18 protein-coding genes, 1 tRNA gene and 1 riboswitch are annotated in these 17,087 nt (G+C 74.8%); of the genes, 9 read left to right on the forward strand and 10 right to left on the reverse strand.

Annotated features, from left to right (window positions below; translation table 11 throughout):
- The first annotated feature begins 31 nt into the window (after positions 1–31).
- Entirely contained in the window at positions 32–1,444 is a 1,413-nt protein-coding gene (locus O2W17_RS01745) for an acyl-CoA carboxylase subunit beta (RefSeq protein ID WP_269190670.1), read from the forward strand.
- 263 nt (positions 1,445–1,707) lie between these two features.
- Here the strand turns inward: O2W17_RS01745 and O2W17_RS01750 are convergent, their stop codons facing one another.
- Positions 1,708–2,208 (reverse strand): DUF3145 domain-containing protein, encoded by a 501-nt coding sequence (locus tag O2W17_RS01750; protein WP_269190671.1) that lies wholly within the window; start codon positions 2,206–2,208, stop codon positions 1,708–1,710.
- Between the two features lie 422 nt (positions 2,209–2,630).
- Positions 2,631–3,767 carry a GGDEF domain-containing protein gene (locus O2W17_RS01755; RefSeq protein ID WP_269190672.1) on the reverse strand — a complete coding sequence of 379 codons (1,137 nt, stop codon included), beginning with the start codon at positions 3,765–3,767 and terminating at the stop codon, positions 2,631–2,633.
- A 123-nt stretch (positions 3,768–3,890) separates the two neighbouring features.
- On the opposite strand from O2W17_RS01755, the gene O2W17_RS01760 reads away from it, so the two are divergent.
- Positions 3,891–4,784, forward strand: coding sequence for a maleylpyruvate isomerase N-terminal domain-containing protein (locus O2W17_RS01760; protein ID WP_269190673.1), 894 nt, complete (start codon positions 3,891–3,893; stop codon positions 4,782–4,784).
- Here the strand turns inward: O2W17_RS01760 and O2W17_RS01765 are convergent.
- The gene (locus O2W17_RS01765) at positions 4,781–5,446 is read right to left on the reverse strand and encodes a TVP38/TMEM64 family protein (RefSeq protein WP_269190674.1); all 666 of its coding nucleotides are present in this window, start codon (positions 5,444–5,446) and stop codon (positions 4,781–4,783) included. The two genes, O2W17_RS01760 and O2W17_RS01765, sit on opposite strands and share 4 nt — an antisense overlap.
- A gap of 46 nt (positions 5,447–5,492) precedes the next feature.
- Positions 5,493–6,710: a peptidoglycan DD-metalloendopeptidase family protein gene (locus tag O2W17_RS01770; RefSeq protein WP_269190675.1), complete on the reverse strand. Its 1,218-nt coding sequence runs from the start codon at positions 6,708–6,710 to the stop codon at positions 5,493–5,495.
- Between the two features lie 10 nt (positions 6,711–6,720).
- A riboswitch (cyclic di-AMP (ydaO/yuaA leader) is annotated at positions 6,721–6,877 on the reverse strand.
- Between the two features lie 150 nt (positions 6,878–7,027).
- Here O2W17_RS01770 and O2W17_RS01775 point away from each other — a divergent pair.
- Positions 7,028–7,104: transfer RNA gene (locus O2W17_RS01775), tRNA-Ile, on the forward strand.
- A 235-nt stretch (positions 7,105–7,339) separates the two neighbouring features.
- On the opposite strand, the gene O2W17_RS01780 is transcribed toward O2W17_RS01775, so the two are convergent.
- On the reverse strand, positions 7,340–7,897 hold the full coding sequence (locus O2W17_RS01780; RefSeq protein WP_269190676.1) for a dihydrofolate reductase family protein: 558 nt from the start codon (positions 7,895–7,897) through the stop codon (positions 7,340–7,342).
- A gap of 152 nt (positions 7,898–8,049) precedes the next feature.
- Here O2W17_RS01780 and O2W17_RS01785 point away from each other — a divergent pair, with 152 nt between their 5' ends.
- Genes O2W17_RS01785 through O2W17_RS01795 form a run of 3 tightly spaced genes read left to right on the forward strand, consistent with a single transcriptional unit; the run spans position 8,050 to position 8,944 of the window.
- Positions 8,050–8,217 (forward strand): hypothetical protein, encoded by a 168-nt coding sequence (locus O2W17_RS01785; RefSeq protein WP_269190677.1) that lies wholly within the window; start codon positions 8,050–8,052, stop codon positions 8,215–8,217.
- A 47-nt stretch (positions 8,218–8,264) separates the two neighbouring features.
- Positions 8,265–8,570: a VanZ family protein gene (locus O2W17_RS01790; RefSeq protein WP_269190678.1), complete on the forward strand. Its 306-nt coding sequence runs from the start codon at positions 8,265–8,267 to the stop codon at positions 8,568–8,570.
- Positions 8,567–8,944 (forward strand): hypothetical protein, encoded by a 378-nt coding sequence (locus O2W17_RS01795; RefSeq protein ID WP_269190679.1) that lies wholly within the window; start codon positions 8,567–8,569, stop codon positions 8,942–8,944. Before O2W17_RS01790 ends, O2W17_RS01795 begins: the two co-directional genes overlap by 4 nt.
- Before the next feature lie 11 nt (positions 8,945–8,955).
- Here O2W17_RS01795 and O2W17_RS01800 read toward each other — a convergent pair whose 3' ends face one another.
- The 4 genes from O2W17_RS01800 to O2W17_RS01815 form a co-directional block, all read right to left on the reverse strand.
- A complete protein-coding gene (locus O2W17_RS01800; RefSeq protein ID WP_269190680.1) occupies positions 8,956–9,618 on the reverse strand; it encodes an SGNH/GDSL hydrolase family protein in 663 nt (220 codons plus the stop codon).
- A 101-nt stretch (positions 9,619–9,719) separates the two neighbouring features.
- Positions 9,720–11,120 carry a PGAP1-like alpha/beta domain-containing protein gene (locus O2W17_RS01805; RefSeq protein WP_269190681.1) on the reverse strand — a complete coding sequence of 467 codons (1,401 nt, stop codon included), beginning with the start codon at positions 11,118–11,120 and terminating at the stop codon, positions 9,720–9,722.
- Positions 11,117–11,932 carry a hypothetical protein gene (locus O2W17_RS01810; protein WP_269190682.1) on the reverse strand — a complete coding sequence of 272 codons (816 nt, stop codon included), beginning with the start codon at positions 11,930–11,932 and terminating at the stop codon, positions 11,117–11,119. Before O2W17_RS01810 ends, O2W17_RS01805 begins: the two co-directional genes overlap by 4 nt.
- 8 nt (positions 11,933–11,940) lie before the next feature.
- Positions 11,941–12,357, reverse strand: coding sequence for a hypothetical protein (locus O2W17_RS01815; protein ID WP_269190683.1), 417 nt, complete (start codon positions 12,355–12,357; stop codon positions 11,941–11,943).
- A gap of 173 nt (positions 12,358–12,530) precedes the next feature.
- On the opposite strand from O2W17_RS01815, the gene O2W17_RS01820 reads away from it, so the two are divergent.
- Positions 12,531–12,947: a PaaI family thioesterase gene (locus O2W17_RS01820; RefSeq protein ID WP_269190684.1), complete on the forward strand. Its 417-nt coding sequence runs from the start codon at positions 12,531–12,533 to the stop codon at positions 12,945–12,947.
- Between the two features lie 6 nt (positions 12,948–12,953).
- Here the strand turns inward: O2W17_RS01820 and O2W17_RS01825 are convergent, their stop codons facing one another.
- Positions 12,954–14,243, reverse strand: a complete 1,290-nt coding sequence (locus O2W17_RS01825; RefSeq protein WP_269190685.1) for a hydroxyacid-oxoacid transhydrogenase — start codon at positions 14,241–14,243, stop codon at positions 12,954–12,956.
- A 153-nt stretch (positions 14,244–14,396) separates the two neighbouring features.
- Here O2W17_RS01825 and O2W17_RS01830 point away from each other — a divergent pair, with 153 nt between their 5' ends.
- Both O2W17_RS01830 and O2W17_RS01835 read left to right on the forward strand, forming a co-directional pair.
- Positions 14,397–15,365, forward strand: a complete 969-nt coding sequence (locus O2W17_RS01830; protein ID WP_269190686.1) for a cyclase family protein — start codon at positions 14,397–14,399, stop codon at positions 15,363–15,365.
- 10 nt (positions 15,366–15,375) lie between these two features.
- A complete protein-coding gene (locus O2W17_RS01835) occupies positions 15,376–17,028 on the forward strand; it encodes an AMP-binding protein (RefSeq protein ID WP_269190687.1) in 1,653 nt (550 codons plus the stop codon).
- The last annotated feature ends 59 nt before the right edge of the window (positions 17,029–17,087 follow it).

Raw genomic sequence — 17,087 nt, forward strand, 5'->3', positions numbered from 1 at the left:
CGCCCGCCCCGCACCCCCTCTTGGAGACGCCGTGACCACCGCTCAGGCCACCCCGACGCTGCCCGCACCCGATCCGCGGGACCCGGAGGACCGGCTGCGCCGCTTCTTCGACGACGGGTCGATGCAGCAGCTCGGCGCCCGGGACACCTCCGGGGTGCTGGCCGCCCGCGGCCGGGTGTCCGGGAGCCCGGCCATCGCCTTCTGCACCGACGCCACCGTGATGGGCGGCGCCATGGGTGTCGACGGCTGCCGGCACATCGTCGACGCGATCGACGCGGCGCTGCGCGAGCGGGTGCCGGTGATCGGCATCTGGCACTCCGGCGGGGCCCGGCTGGCCGAGGGCGTGACCGCGCTGCACGCCGTCGGCGAGGTGTTCGCGGCCATGGTCCGCGCCTCCGGGCGCATCCCGCAGATCTCGGTGGTGCTCGGTCCGGCCGCCGGTGGCGCGGCCTACGGCCCGGCCCTCACCGACCTGGTGATCATGGGTCCGGCCGGCCGCGTGTTCGTCACCGGCCCGGAGGTCGTGCGCTCGGTCACCGGCGAGAACGTCGACATGGAGAGCCTCGGCGGCCCGGACACCCACGGCCGGCGCAGCGGCGTCGTGCACGTGGTCACCGACTCCGAGCCGGCTGCGCTGGAGACCGCCCGGCTCGCCGTCGACCTCCTCGCCGCCCAGGGCAGCTTCGCCTCCGCCGACGCGCAGGCCGCCTCGGACCTCGGGGCGCTGCTGCCCGAGCAGACCAACCGGGCCTACGACGTCAAGCCGCTGGTGTCCTCGGTGCTCGACGAGCCGGGCCTGGAGCTGCACCCGCGGTTCGCACCCAACGTGGTCACCACACTGGGTCGGCTGGCCGGGCGGACGGTCGGCGTGATCGCCAACAACCCGCTGCGCCTGGGCGGCTGCCTGGACTCCGCGTCCGCCGAGAAGGCGGCCCGCTTCGTCCGGATGTGCGACGCCTTCGGCGTCCCGCTGGTGGTGCTGGTCGACGTCCCCGGCTACCTGCCCGGTGTGGGCCAGGAGTGGGACGGCGTGGTCCGCCGCGGCGCCAAGCTGCTGCACGCCTTCGCCGAGGCCGTCGTACCGCGGGTGACGCTGGTGACCCGCAAGTCCTACGGCGGGGCCTACATCGCGATGAACTCCCGGTCGCTGGGCGCCACCGCCGTCTTCGCCTGGCCGGGCGCCGAGGTCGCCGTGATGGGCGCGAAGGCGGCCGTCGGCATCCTGCACCGCAAGAAGCTGGCCGCCGCCCCTCCCGGCGAGCGGGAGGCGCTGCACGCGCAGCTGGCCGAGGAGCACGAGCGGATCGCCGGCGGGGTGAACCGGGCGCTGCAGATCGGCGTCGTCGACGAGGTCGTCGAGCCGGCGCAGACGCGCAAGCGGCTGATCGAGGCGCTCGCCGGCGCGCCGCTGGGCCGCGGGGCGCACGGCAACATCCCGCTCTGAGCGGCCGCGCTGCGGGTCCCATGACCTCCGCGGCATCCCGAGGCCGTTGGCGTCCCGCAGGCGGGCCTCCCGGCGCGCCGCCGGGCATCGCCCCGCGCATCCGTCCCGGGCAGTGGTAGGTCGTCCGGGCGCCGCTTCCCCGACGGCGCCCGGACGACCGGCTCCAGGCTACGACGCCTCCCGGTCCCGGCCGGGAGTGTCGTGTTCGGATCGTGACCTCGCCCGCGGGCAGGCCGATCCGGCGCGCGGTGCAGCCGCGCGGGCTACACGACCTGGTGCAGCCAGGTCACCGGGCTGCCGTCGCCGGCGTGGCGGTAGACCTCGAGGTCGGCGTCCCAGGCCGCGCCCAGCAGCTGGTCGACGCCGTGCCGGAAGGCCTCGATCGACGTCGTGGTCGCGGCCAGGTGGCGCAGCTGCTGCTCGGTGACGATGAGGTCGCCGTTGGCGCTGGTCGGCGCGCGGAAGACCCCGTGCCCGGGCACGTAGGACATGCGCTCGCCGTCGTTGCCGTGGCTCGCCTCCTCGGTGACCTCGAAGCGCAGCATCGGCCACGCCCGGAGGGCAGCGACGAGCTTGGCGCCGGTACCGGGCGAACCCGTCCACGCCACCTCAGCACGGTAGGAACCGTGCGCTGCGGGCTGCTCAGCCCACGACAGGGAGACCGGCGCGCCGACGACGCGTTCCAGCGCCCACTCGACGTGCTGGCAGAGCGCCTTCGGGCACGCGTGCACGAAGACGACACCCTGGGTTGACCGTCGCTGCACGGGGCACCTCCATCGACTCGATCGGTCTCGTCTTCCCCTACGGACCCATCGATTCGGTGACGCGCCGTTATCGGCAGTGGCGGAGCAGGGCTCCCGCGACAAGTCTGCACGATGGTGACCCGATCGCGCCAGCCCGGGTGCGACGGATGAGACGAAAGTGGTCGGTGATCCACGACCCGGCGCCTTGTCGCTGGTCAGACAGCCATTACCACGACCACGGGGCGGCGTCCAGCGGCTCCAGGCATTTCACAGGCTCCCCGGCCGGACGGGCGGCGCGCCGCACGATGCGGACGGCGACCTGAGCGTGCACCGCTGAACACCGGTGACGCAGAGTGATGGCCACGGGCAGAGCTGAGCGCTCCCGCCGTCTGCGGCACTCACTGAGCGTACTCGCCGAACCACGAGGCGTGCGACCGCTGCGGTCAGCCCTCCCGGACGCTCACCCGGTCGCCGCCGACGCTCTTGGCCCGGTACATGGCGACGTCGGCCCGGTGCATCAGGTCCTCGAGGTCGTCCCCCGGTCCGATCTCCGCCACACCCACGCTCGCGGTCACCCCGTGGCGGGCACCGGCGAGCGCGACGGCCTCCCGCAGCCGCTCGGCGAGCGACGGGGCGGATCGGCCGGCGACGACGTCGGCCAGGACGGCGAACTCGTCACCGCCGATCCGGGCGACGGTGTCGGTCTCCCGGATCGCCCCCCCGAGCGAAGCCCCCACGGCGACGAGCAGCGCGTCGCCGGCCGCGTGGCCGTCGGCGTCGTTGACGGCCTTGAAGCCGTCCAGGTCCACCAGGCACACGACGGACCGGCGCCCCCGGACGGCGTCGTCCAGCGCCCGGGCCACGCGCTCGAGGAAGAGGCGCCGGTTGGGGATCCCGGTCAGGGCATCGGTGGAGGCGAGCATCTCCGCCGTCCGGATCAGCAGCATCTGCCGGTCGTAGGCGGCCCAGGAGTTCGCCGAGGCCATCGTGCAGACGATCGTGAAGATGCTCATGACCGACACGAAGAACAGGCCGCGGGTGGTCAGGCCGGGGAGCTCGATGAACAGCAGGTAGCCGGCCGTCATCGCGCTGCCCATGGCGATGACCCCCACCGGCGAGTACGCCGCGGCCATGAAGGTCAGGGTGAGGAACAGCAGCGCGTCCAGCGGGCTGGCCGCTCCCCCGTCGAGCCGGGTGGCGGTGATGACCACGACGGCGGTCCCCAGCGTCCAGCCGTAGAACAGCGTCGGTCCCCGCCAGTCGCGGATCATCGCGTGCAGCGGGAGCAGCAGGACGGTCGGCGCGGTGACGACGGTGAGGCCGGTCAGCAGGAGCAGCCCGGGGTGGTTGTGGCCCGGCCCGTCGACGAGCAGCGCGTAGCCGATGACGGCGAGCGCGGCCAGCTCCGTCACCACGACGCCGATCCGGACGTGGTGCACCCAGTAGGCCACCCGGTCGTCGTCGCCGGCCAGCGGCCGGTACAGGCCGTCGCGCAGCGCCGCCAGGACGCCGCGCGGCGACGTCCGTCCCCTCGGCGGGTTGCCGTCCGCCCGGCGGTCCTGTGCCGGTCCGTGGCTCACCTGCTCCCGATCGGTCCCTCACGACGCCTCCTTGACGTCCTCCTCCCCCCTGCGGGTGAGCGGGTCCGCACGTCGCCACGCGCGCCATGCCTGCCCCGGCCGGAGGCCGGGTAGGGGCCGGACGTGGGCGGACACCAGGGCATGGCGGAGGCGGGACGTGACGAGGTCGCCGGGCTGGTGCTCGGCGCGTGGGACGCGTTCCTGGCGCAGGCGGAGACGGTCGATCTCGACCGGTCCTCGCGCCTGCCCGGATGGCGGGCGCACGAGATCTGCGTGCACCTGGGCTGCTGGGACGACCACGCCGCGCTGCACGACCTCATCGCCTCGGCGCGGACCGGCGGGCACGGGTCTCCGCCGGACCCCGATGCGGTGAACGCCCGGGTCGTGGCCGCCCATCGCGGCGCCTCCCGCGAGGAGGTGCTGGCCGCGCTGCGCCGCAACCGCGAGGCGACGGCGCGCTACCTGGCCGACGAGCCGGAGGAGCTGGACACCGCACCGGCGGTCTCCGTCGTGGGTCGGGTGCCGCTGCTGAGCGTCGTCCTCGGGCAGGCCTACGAACTCGCCGTCCACGGGCTGGACCTCGTCTCCTGCGGCGCCGAGCCGCCACCGGCGGCCGTGCTGCAGTCCGGCCTGGCCGCCCTCACCGACGTGACCGGGGCCTTGGCGGCCTCGACCGGCATCTCCGGGCGGGTCGCCCTCGTCACCCCGGACGGCGGGTGGGGGTTCACCGCCGACGGGGGCGGCTGGCAGGTGCGGCGGGTGCCGGCGGGGGTCGTCGACGGTCCGGCCGTCGAGGCCGCGGCCGACCTCCTGCTCGACGCCGCCTCGGGCCGGGTCAATCCGGTGCCGGCCGTGGCGCGCCGCCAGCTGAAGGTGCACGACGTCGGCGGGCTGCTCCAGCTGGCGCCGATCGTGCAGCAGGTCCCGGGCATCCCGGGCGGGCCGATCCTGCAGCTGGCCGCCCGCACCGTGGGCGGGGCCGGCGGCGTGCTGGGCCGGCTCTTCGGCCGGGGCTAGGCGGCTTCCCCGGTGCGCCGCCGGTACCACCAGGCCGTCCCGGCGACGACGAGCACGACCGCGAGGACGACGAGCGGGACCGCGGCCAGGGCGCCGAAGCGGGCGACGGCGACGCCGGTGGACGCGCCGATCCCCACCTGCACGACCGTGCTCGGGACGATGCCGACGGCGGTGGCCGCGAGGAAGGAACCGAACCGGACGCCGCTCAGGCCGGCGCCGTAGCTGACGACCACGAACGGCATGACCGGGACCAGCCGGCCCACGAGCACGGAGGCGAAGCCGCGCTCGCTGACCAGCCGGTCGGCGCGCCGGAGCCGGGGTCCGGCGAGCCGCTCGGCGGCCGGACGCCCCAGCGCCCGGCTGAGCCCGAACGCCGCCATGGCGGAGAGGAGCCCGCCGGCGAGGGCGAGGGCGACGCCGGGACCGAAGCCCAGGACGACGCCGGCGACGACCGACAGGACCGATCGCGGGACCGGAGCCAGCAGCGCCACCGCCAGACCGGCGACGAGAAGACCCCACGTCCCCGCACCGCCGTCGTCGACCCAGCCGCGCACCTGCGCCACCGACGGCAGGTCGACGGTGAGGGCTGCGACCACGCCGGCCAGCAGCAGCGCGACGAGCAGCCCGGCGCGGAGCCAGGTGCCCTCCCCCGGCGTCCGCACGCCGCCATCCTGGACGACGGCGTGCGGCCGGCACGGCTGGGCGGGGTCAGCCGCAGCTGCCCCCGAGGGTGATGCCGCGCTGGGCCAGCCACGGCACCGGGTTGGTCCGGTCGGCGTACAGGCCGCCCTTGTGCACCTCGAAGTGCAGGTGCGGCCCGGTGGACTGGCCGCGGTTGCCGACCTCGGCGATCTGCTGACCGCCCTCGACGACCTGACCCGGCGACACGAAGAACTGGTTGACGTGCCCGTAGACGGTGATCACGCCGTCGTGGTGCTGGATGGCGACCGCGAGGCCGAACCCGCTGGCCGGCCCCGCCTGCAGGACGACGCCCGGCTCCGGCGTGAAGATCGGGGTGCCGATCGGCGCCGCGATGTCCACGCCGAGGTGCATGGTCCCCCAGCGGGCGCCGTAGCAGGAGGTGACCCGGCCCTGGGTGAGCCCGGTGCCGCCGCCGGTCGCGGCGACCGCCCCGACGGCCTGCTCGGCGGCCTGCAGCTGGTTCCAGGCGGCCGCCGGCTCGGGGGTGCCCTGCATGCTCAGCATGCGGATCTCCGCGTCGCGCAGCTGCTCGTCCAGGGCTGCCCTCTCCGCGCTGAGCGCGTCGAACTCGGCCTGCGCCTCGACCAGCAGCGCGTCGACGGCCACCTGGGCCTCCTGGGCGGTGCGGGCGGCGGCGTCGCGCTCGGCGACGGCGGCCTTCGCCTCCTGGTCCAGGCGCGCCTCGCGCGCCTCGACCACCCGCAGCTCCTCGAGCACCTCGGCCCGGTCCTTGCCGAGGATCTCGAGGGTGGCGGCCTGCTGGAGCAGCTCGCCCGGGCCCTCGGCGTGCAGCACCATCTCCACCTCGCTGAACGTCTCGTCGCCGCCCATGTAGGCCTCCCGGCCGAGGGTCGCGACGTCGTCCTGGGTCTGCCCCACGGCTGCGCGGACGGCGGCGAGCTCGGCGGCGATGGCGTCGGCGTGCTGCTGGGCGGTCGCCAGTTCGGCCTCCGCCTGGAGCACCGCGCCGCTGGCCTCCTCGGCGCGGAGCGTCATCTGCTGCAGCCGGGCCTCGGCGTCGGTGACCCGCTGCCCGAGGGAGGCGACCTCCTGGGCCACGCGGTCGTGCTCGCTCTTCGCGTCGCCGGGTGCGGCCGTGGCGGCCGTCGTCCCGAGCAGGGAGAGAGCCAGCAGGGCGGTGAGGGCGGTGGCTGCCCGCCCGATCCGGCGGAGGCCCCCGCGGGTGGGCACGGTGGGGTGGTGCTGGTCGTGCAAGGTCGCCAAGGCGACGGTCTCCGTTCCTCGGTCCGCCTACCAGGTCAGCTGACGGGTTCGGGCCGGAACGTGGCCCTACCCACCTGCCCGTGGAGGCGCAGGCGGGATTCACCCCAGAGAACATGGGTCCCCGGTCCGTCCGGCCAGGTGGCCGCACGGTTCGGCGGGATCCGCCCGTGCTCCCGGGTTCGGGAGCGGCATCGGGTGGACCGCGGGAGACAGTACAAGCGATTCGGCCAGATGTCACAGGCCGGTAACGAGATGCCCCTCCAGACACGGGCGCGTCCGCGCGGCGTGTCGCCGCCATCTGGCAGGCTGTCCGCACCGGGGCGGTAGCTCAGCCGGTCAGAGCATGGGACTCATAATCCCTGGGTCGTGGGTTCGAGCCCCACCCGCCCCACCACCAGGCAAGATGCGCCGCACCCGGCTCCACCGGCGCACCGACGTCCCGGGCGCCGGCCGTCCCGGCAGCGGCGGCCACGGCGTCGACGGCGGCGCGATCTGTCCCGGACCACGGACCGCGGGTTCGCCAGGTCGGGCGTGCCGAGGCTCACGGGAGAATTCACCCGTCCGCTGCCCACCCGCCGGGCGCCCCGGCCACCGGCGCAGTGCCCGGCAGGAACCAGTCCGGCGACGGCTCAGCGGGTCCGGTACCGGGCGTAGATCAGCCCGCTGTCGAAGGCCCGCTCCTCGAGCAGCTCGAGGTCGAGCCGGACCCCGTCCGGGAAGAACCGTTTCCCGCCGCCGACGACGCTCGTCGTCATGAAGAGGTGGTACTCGTCCACCAGGCCGGCCGCGATGGCCTGGGCGGCGAGGTTCGGGCCGTCGATGCTGAGGTCGTGGTCGGCCTCGGCCTTGAGCCTGCGCACCGCGTCGGGATCGAAGGTCCGCTCGATCCTGGTCCTCGCGCTGGACACCGACTCCAGCGTCGTGGAGTAGACGACCTTCTCCGCGGCCTGCCAGTCGCGGGCGTACTGCAGGATGTACGGCGGCACGTCGGGGAGGGTGTGCGCGGTCTCCCAGAAGACCATCGTCTCGTACATCCGCCGGCCGTACAGGTACGTGCCGAGGGATCGGAAGACGTCACCGATGAAGGTGTGCACCTCCTCGTCGTCGGCCCCGGAGCCGAGGTCCCCCTCCGCGGCCTCGGCGTAGCCGTCGAGCGAGGTGATCATCGAGTAGACGAGCTTGGCCATGCGTGCCCTCCGGGTGCGCGCGCGTCGGTCCCCTGCGGTCCTCGCGGCTCTGACCTTCCGCAGACGCGGAACTCATCGCTCGGCAGGACCCGGACCCGGGCCCGCGCGTTCGCCGCGAGGTGACGGTGCCGGCGGCCTACGATCGCCGCCTCATGATCACCGACGTCCTGCTGGACCAGTCGGCTCTCGTGCCCGTGGTGCTGGGGGTCATCGCCCTGGGCAGCGTCGTGGTCGTCGCCCGGCCCTGCGCTGCCGGCGGTACGGACGCCGGATCCTGTGGACGCTGGCGGCGCTGGCGGCGCTCCCGGTCCTGGCCCTGACCCTGGCGCCGTCCGCCACGAGCCGCCCGGACCAGGTGGTCTGCACGGTGCAGTTCGCCCTCCCCACGCTCACCCGCGTCGAGCTGCTGGCCAACGTGGCGCTGTTCCTGCCCGTGGTCCTCTTCGCCGCGCTGGCCTCGCGGCGTCCGTGGTCGGTCCTGGCGGTCGGCTCGGGGGCATCGGCCGTCATCGAGGCCCTCCAGGCCCTGGTACCGGCCGCCGGGCGGGCCTGCGACACCAACGACTGGGCGATGAACACCCTGGGCATGACCATCGGCGTCGTGCTCACCGTCGGCACGGCCCGGCTCGCCCACCCGTACCTCGTCGGGGTCCGGGGTAGCCGGGGTGCATGACCCCCGATGAGCTCGGTCCCGCCACCCCGCCGCCCCCGGCCCGGTTCGGGCCGCTGCCCGCCCTGGTCGCGCTGGTGCGGCTGCCCTTCGACCTCGTGGTCCTGCTGGACTACGCCGTCCGCCAGCTCCCCCCGCTCCTGCAGGACGTACGCAGCACCGTGAACGGGGTCGCCCGGCTGGTGCGGCACGGCGAGGACGAGGGCGCGCTGCGCGAACTCCTCGACGAGCTCGCCCGCGCGGCGCGGGCGGACAACGCCGGCGCGCTCGCGCACCTGCTGCGCTCGTCGGGCGACCTGTCGGCCGTGCGGGCCGAGCTCGAGCTGCTCCGCCTCCAGGCCGCCCGGGCCGGCAACACCGACGTCCTCGGGGAGTGACGCGGGGTCTCCTACGTCGTGGCCTCCGCCACCAGCCGGGCCAGCTCGTGGGCGCCCGCCGGCAAGGGGTGGACGCCGTCCCGGGTCAGCCTGCGGTCGCCCAGCACGCCGGCGAAGTCCACCAGCTCGACGTCCGCCTCGGCGGCCAGCCGGCGGACCGCGTCGTTGAGCTCCGTGGCGTCCGTGTCGTGCCAGGGCTGCACCGTGGTCAGCACGACCGTGCCCGCGGCCTCCTGCGCGAGCCGGACGGCCTCGCGGAGGTTCGCCACGGTCTCCTCCGTCGGCACCCCGAGGCGGAGGTCGTTCGTGCCGGCCTGCACGACCAGGACGTCGACCTGCGGTGCATCCGCCGCCAGGCGGGCCAGGACCTCCGCCGACGTCTCCCCCGGGACGGCCGCGTTGCCGCCGTCGGTGAACCGGTCGGAGCAGACGAGAGCGGAGTACCAGGAGCGGCGGCCGTGGAAGCCGAACCGGGGCTCGCTGTCCGCGTGGCTGATCGAATCCCCGTAGACCGCCAGGGAGCGGTCCCCCTCGTCGCCCACCCAGGTGTGGCACTGCGCGTGGACGGCACCCCGGACGAAGGCCCGCGTGGGGCTGCCCGGGACCAGGACCGACAGGGCGACCAGGAGCACGACGGCTCCCCCGACGACCGCGACCACCCGCCTCCGCGACATGACCCAACGCTAGTGGCCCGCCTTGTTCCGCCGTCCGCGACGCCGGAGCGGGCCGGGCGGCACGCCGCGTCCCGGCCCGGCTGTGCGGAGCGTGCACCGGGTCACCTCCGCCCGATCTCGTAGACGTGCGCGACCACCGCCGCCTCCTCGCCCGGCCGGACGAGGAAGGGCGCCGCGGCGGCCCGGAAGGCGGCCAGCGAGGGATCGTCGCCCGCGTCGACGGCCCGGGCCGCCGGCCGGTACGCCGTCCCGATGCCGTGGTTGTCCCCGATGCTGCCGTGCTGCCCCGCGAAGGTGACCGTGGTGATGTTCGGGCTGTCGTCGTTGGCACGGCTGTCGAGCTGCGGGACGACGTCGTGCACGTTCTCCAGCGCCAGCACCTGCACCGACGGCGGCACGTCGGCGCGCGCGATGGGCGAGCCGGCGGTGACCACGGTGCGCACGTCGAAGTCGAAGTCGGCCGTGCCGGCGTCGGCAGCCGCCTGGGCGGCGACCATCCCGCCCTGGCTGTGGCCGACGAGCATCACCGGGTCCGTGGGCCCGGCCCCCGACCGCCGGAGCGCCTCGGCGATCGCCCGCTGGCGGGTGGTGGCCTCGCCGCCCAGCACCCGGACGTTGGTGCCCAGGTCGTGGGTCTCCGGGTTCACCGGCCCGAGCGGGGCGTTCCAATCGGCGGTGCCCGGGATGTCGACGACGTAGGCGGTGCTGCCGTCCGCGCGGGTGACCACCCGGACGGCGATCGTGTCCGGCCCGGAGCCCGAACGGCGGGCGCGGACCTCCAGCGAACCCAGCAGGTCGTCGACCCCCCGCGGCGCGACCACCGCCGGGCCGGAGACCTCGGCGGGCAGCGGTGTCACCACCGGGCTCCCGTCCGGCCACAACCGGCCGAGCCGACGGGCCGCGACGCCGACGTCGCCCCCGCCGAGCCACCCTCCGGCCAGCCCGCCGGTCAGCACGCCGACGTGGCTGCCGACCCCGGGCACGGCGCCCATGACGTCGTCGACCAGGCCGGGGTGCTCGGTCAGCCAGCGCTCGGGGTCCGCGAGCAGGACGGCGACGTCGACGGCGGCACCGGTGGGGTCGGCGGCCACCCGGGCGACCCCCCTGACGAGCAGCCCCCCGACCGTGGCGGGCCAGAAGAAGCCGGCAGCCCACTCCAGGTCGTCGGCCAGCTCGGCCAGTGCGCGGTCGGCCGCCTCGTAGGCGCCGGCCGCCGCCTGCAGACCCACCGCCCGGGCGGCGAACCGGGCGGCGAGCACGGTCAGCCCGTCCGGCCCGTCCAGCGCCTCGATGAGCGCGGCCTCGATCCGGGCCACCCCGACCGGATCGAGCGCCGCGGAGGCCAGCAGGTCCGGGTCGATGAGCACCGGGTGGCAGCGGGCGCTGGTGAGCGCGAGCTCCTCGGCCAGGCCGGTGCTGCCGCGGGCGAGGGTCGCCAGGTCGGTCAGGTCGGCCTCGATGCCGCCGGCCCCGCCGCTCACCGTGATCCCCGGTGCGGTCACGACCCGGCCGCCAGGAGCGCGGCCACCGTCGGTGCGATCTCCACCCCGAGGTCGGCCGGCCGCACCGGCACCACCTCGACGAGCCGCGGCGACGCGGTCGCGGGGCGGGGCCGCAGGGTGGCCCAGCCCCCGTCCGTGGCCAGCCACGACACCTGCCCGGCCCCGAGCGAGCTCCCGGTCCGCCCCAGCACCAGGCAGCGCAGCGACCCGGCGGTGCGCCGCAGGAGCTCGTCGGCCAGCGCCGCCTCCTCCGGGGTCGGCGGCTGTCCTCCCGCGACTGCGCCGTCCAGCAGGTGCAGCGGCAGCACCCCGGCCGGCAGCACCTCGGCCGGCGGAGAGCCGCCCTCGGTGGCCGACCCGGTGACGACGGCGGCCTCCGGGACCGCCCGGGACAGCTCCGCCCCGAGGCGCGCGGCCGGTGCGAGGGAGAGCTCGACGCCGCCGTCGGGCAGGGTCAGCACGACCACCACTCCCCCGGCCCCGACGGCGAACCAGCCGTGCCGCGCCCCGCCCCGGCCGTCGACCGCCAGCCGCACGGTGAGCAGCGGGTGGTGCAGCACGGCCAGGTCGGCCGCGACGGCGGGCACCGGCTCGGCCGCGCCGCCCGGAGAGCGCAGCACCCCGCGCCCGGTCAGCGCGGCGACGGCGGCGTCCCGCTCCGCGAGCCCGACCGGGTGCGGACGGAACGCCGGCGGCAGGTCACCCGGCCGGCCCTCGACCAGCACGGCCCACTCCGCGGCGGTCAGGACCAGGCGCCGCGGCGGTGCGGACGGGGCCGGGGGCGCCGTCCCGGTGCGCACGGTGATGCGCACGGTCCCGGTCACCACAGACCCAGCCGGCTCAGCCGCGACGACGCCTGCCGCCACGCGTCGGCCCCGGCCTCCGGCAGCTCGCCGAGCACGCCGCCCACCTCCTCGAGCAGCTCGCCGCCGTGGGCGGCCTGCTCCGCGAGCCAGGCGCGGACCTCGCGCTCGGCGCGGGCGATGGCCGCGAGCCGCTCGCGGACCTCGTCGGCGTGCCGGCGCAGCAGCTCGGCGGCGGCGTCCACCCCCTCGGCCGCGGCGTCGACCGCCGCGCAGTCGGCCGCCAGCTGCCGGCGGTAGGCGGTGGCCGCGTCCGACACCCAGCGGGCCCGGTCCCCGTCGCGCCGGTGCTCGTCGGCCGCGGCGCGGACCTGCCGGGCCCGCCCGGACAGCTCGTCGGCCAGCGCGTCCAGGGCCGCCGGATCTCCGTACACGGCCCACCACCGCCTCTCCGACTCCCGGACCGGCGGCGAGCGTATGGCGGCGCGGGCACCCGCCGGGAGCCGCGCGGAGGGGCCTGTGGACGATCGGAGGTCTCCACAGCGTCGCCGACGGCCCCCGGCCCCGGCCGCTAGCCTGCCGCGCCCCACCCCGAGGAGTTCCGCCCGTGCCCTCCGACAGCGCTCGTGATCCCCGCATCCAGGCGGTGCTCGACATCCCCCTGCACCGGTTCCTCGAGGTGGAGCTGCGCGACGAGGCCGACCCCTCGGCCGGCATCCGGTTCCCCGTCGGCCCGGCCGCGCAGAACCCGGCCGGGATGCTGCACGGCGGCATCGTCTACGCGCTGCTCGACGTCGCCTCGTTCGTGGCCCTGCTGCCCGGCCTCGGCGAGGGCGAGCACGCGGTCACCCACGACGTCGCCGCGTCGCTGCTGCGGCCGGTGCGCGCCGGGGCCACCGTCGACGTCGTCGGCACCGTGCTGCGCCGCGGCCGCGCCGTGGCCTTCATGCGGGCCGAAGCCACGGTCGACGGCCAGCTGGTCGCCACCGGGCAGGTGACGAAGACGGTCATCGCCCCCCGCTGAGCCCGCTCACCAGAGGGCCATCGACCGCCGGAAGATGCCGGCGAGGTCGTCCTCGGTGACCGCGCGGGGACAGGTGGCCAGCAGCCGCTGCTGCTTCATCGCGCCGTCGACGAGGTCGGGGATGTCGCCCTCGGCGAAGCCGACCGCGCCGACGCCGTTGGGGATGTCGATGTCCCGCATCAGGTCGGCGAGCACGGTGGGCAGGAACTCCGCCAGGTCCGAGGGGCGCTCGGCGCCCGGCGCGAGCAGCTCGGCCGCCCGGACGTGCCGCTCCGGGGAGGCCTCGAAGGTGAACCGGAAGGCCTCCGGCGCGGTGAGGGCCACCGACATCCCGTGCGGCACCATCGCCTCGTCGCCCGGGTAGTCCTTGGGGTGGAAGCCCTTGACCTGCCCGGCGATGGGATAGGCGTTGGCGTGCGGGATGTGCACGCCGGCGTTGCCGAAGCCCATGCCGGCGAAAGTGGCCGCCATCGCCATGTCCGACCGGGCCTGGACGTCGTCGCCGTTGCGGACGGCGGTGCGGAAGGACCCGGCGAGCAGGGTGAGCGCCTTCTCCGACCACATGTCCGAGATGGGGTTGGAGCCGCAGTAGGGCACCCGCTGCTCGGGCGACTTGTGGTCGTAGGTGGTGTACCAGCGGGCGGTGTAGCTCTCCAGCGCGTGGCACAGGATGTCCATGCCCGACGCCGCGGTGACGCCCGAGGGCTGGCTGCGGGTGAGGTCGGGGTCGATGACAGCCAGGGTCGGCCGGAGGCGCGCGTGGCTGATGCCGGTCTTCACCCGGGCCGAGATCACGTCCATCACGCAGATCGTCGTGCTCTCCGCCCCGGTGCCGGTCGTCGTCGGGACGGCGACCAGCGGCTTGAGCGGCTCCGGCGGCGCCTGTCCCTTGCCGACCGGGACGTTGACGTAGTCCATCAGCTCACCGGGGTTGGTGGTGAGCAGGTTGATCGCCTTCGCGGTGTCGATGCTCGATCCGCCACCGACGGCGACGAACGCGTCCCACGGCCCCGAGGCGCGGGCCTCGTCGATCGCCGCGATCAGGCTGAGGTCGGTCGGCTCGACGTGGACGCCGTCGTAGACGCGCGCCTCGATGCCGAACTTGTCCATCTGCTCGGCCACCCGCTGGGGATGGCCGGTGGCCGCGACGCCGGGGTCGGTGACGACCAGCACCCGGCGCACGCCGTAGCGGCTGAGGTCGTAGCCGATCTCGTCGGAGGCGCCGCTGCCGAACTTCAGCTGCGGCGCGCCGTAGGTGAACACCGACTCCGGGTTGCCGGGCACGGTGCTGGTCATGGGATCTCCCTGGGCTGCTCGGGGTGGTCGGGGGCGCTGATCGGTTGCAGCGAATGTTGCACGGTGGTTGTGGTCGACACCACACCGGCGAATAGTCCAGGACATCGCCCCGCCCGTCGACGGACGGGCCCTCGACCAGCCCTGGAGGCCTCTGTGACCGACACCCCCGCGACCGCGCCCTACCTCGGTGAGCTCCTCAAGGACGCGCCCACCAACTGGGGCAAGTGGGGGCCCGACGACGAGGTCGGCGCGCTGAACTACCTCGGCCCGGAGCAGGTGCTCGCCGCCGTCAAGCTGGTCAGCTCGGGCAAGGTCTTCACGCTGCAGCGCCTCATCGGCGACCCCAAGGGCGACCCGGTGTGGCCGGGCCGCACCCCCGCCGTCCGGACCCAGGTGCTGGACGAGAGCGACTGGGACGAGGGCGGCAAGGGGGCCGAGTACCCCGGCGGCCTGCACTACGCCGACGACAAGATCGACGCCTACCTGCAGGGTTCGACGCAGTACGACGCCCTCGGCCACCTCTGGTACGACGGCAAGATCTACAACGGCTACGACGCCCGCACCACCGTCGGCGGCCTGGAGAAGGCCAGCGTGGAGCCGATCGCCCAGCGCGGCGTCGTCGGCCGGGCGGTGCTGCTCGACATGGCCCGCTTCCGCGGCAGGACCACCCTCGACAAGGGCGAGACCTTCACCCACGAGGACCTCGTCGCCTGCGCGGAGGCCCAGGGCACCCCGATCCAGAAGCGGGACATCCTGGTCATCCGCACCAACTTCCTGCAGCTGTTCCACGAGCAGGGCGAGGCGTTCTACGAGGGCTTCAACGAGCCCGGGCTGGTCTACTCCCCCGAGCTCGTGCAGTGGTTCCAGGACATGGAGATCCCCAACCTGGTCACCGACACGATCGCCAACGAGGTCACCTTCGACCCGAACACCGGCGTCGCCCTGGTGCTGCACAGCGCCCTGATGCGCAACCTCGGCGTCACCCTGACCGAGATCGCCGACCTGGAGCAGCTGGCGGCCGACTGCGCGGAGGACGGGCGGTACGCCTTCCTCTACGTCGCCGCTCCGCTCAAGGTGGCGAAGGCGGCGGGCACGCCGGTCAACCCCGTCGTCATCAAGTAGGCCGGCCGGCATGAGCGCCTACGACGAGCGGCCCTGGCTGAAGCTCTACGGGGACCAGCCCGCCGACTACACCATCGAGTTCGAGACCGCCCTGGAGATGTTCCGTGCCGGGGTCACGCGCGACCCGGGCGCGGTGGCGCTGCGGTACTTCGACGGCATGATCACCCGGCAGGAGCTCGACGAGCTCAGCGACGGGCTGGCCACCGGCCTGCTCGCGCACGGGTTCGGCCCCGGTGACCGGCTCGCGGTCTACCTGCAGAACGTGCCCCAGTTCGTCATCGCGATGGTGGCCGCCTGGAAGGCCGGCGGCACCATGGTCTCGATCAACCCGATGAGCCGGCAGCGCGAGCTGTCCTACCTGCTCAAGGACTCCGGGGCCGCGGTGCTGCTGTCGCTGGAGACCCTCTACGACCAGGTGGCCCGCGAGGTGGTGCCCGACACCGACGTGCGCCTGGTGCTGACCACCAGCGAGCTGGAGTTCCAGACCCGCGACGACGAGCGGCTGTTCGCCGGCACGACCCGGCAGCGGCACGAGGGGACGACCGACCTCCTGGAGCTCATCGCGGCCCACCGCGGCGAGGTCCCGCCGCCGGTCGGCCTCCGGGCCGACGACGTCGCCTTCCTGACCTACACGTCGGGCACCACCGGCGTGCCCAAGGGGGCGATGAACACCCACCGGAACGTGGTGTTCACCGCGCAGGTCTACCGCGACTGGGTGCACGCCGGGCAGGACGGCGGCGCCATCTTCGGCGTCGCCCCGCTGTTCCACATCACCGGGCTGATCGGGCACATCGCGGTGAGCCTGCTGGCACCGGCGCCGCTGGTCCTGGCCTACCGGTTCGAGCCGCAGGTGGTGCTCGACGCGTTCGCCGAGCACCGCCCGACGTTCACCATCGGTGCCATCACCGCGTTCAGCGCGCTGCTCAACGCGCCGGGGTTCAGCCGCGATGCCTTCACGTCGTTCACGTCCATCTACTCCGGCGGTGCGGCGATCAGCCCCACGGCGGAGCAGGGCTTCCTCGCCGCCACCGGCAAGCAGGTGCACAACGCCTACGGGCTGACCGAGACGACGTCGCCGATGACGGTGACGCCGTTCGGCTCGGCCTCACCGGTCGACCCGACCTCGGGGGCGCTGTCGGTCGGGGTCCCGGCGCCGAACACGGTCGTCCGCATCCAGGACGACGACGGCCGCGACCTGCCGCTCGGCGAGATCGGGGAGATCGTCGCGGAAGGGCCGCAGGTCGTCGCCGGCTACTGGGGCAAGCCCGAGGAGACGGCGGCGAACCTGCCCGGCGGTGCGCTCAAGAGCGGCGACGTCGGGTTCATGAACCCCGACGGCTGGGTGTTCATCGTCGACCGCAAGAAGGACATGATCAACGCGTCGGGCTACAAGGTGTGGCCGCGCGAGGTCGAGGACGTGCTGGCCGAGCACCCCGCCGTCCGGGAGTCCGCGGTCGTCGGCGTGCCCGACGAGAAGCGCGGCGAGACGGTCAAGGCGTTCGTCAGCCTCCGCCCTGGTGCCACGGCCACCGAGGAGGAGCTCATCGCGCACTGCAAGCAGCGCATGGCCGCCTACAAGTACCCGCGCAGCGTGGTCGTCGTCGACGAACTGCCCAAGACGGTCACCGGCAAGATCCTCCGCCGGGAACTGCGCGACCGGTAGGGCGCGCACCGCCGTGGTCCCGGGCGGCGCCGCCCGCCACGAGCCCGGGGCGGTGCAGG

This window comes from Blastococcus sp. VKM Ac-2987 (assembly GCF_026967805.1).
Taxonomy (GTDB): domain Bacteria; phylum Actinomycetota; class Actinomycetes; order Mycobacteriales; family Geodermatophilaceae; genus Blastococcus.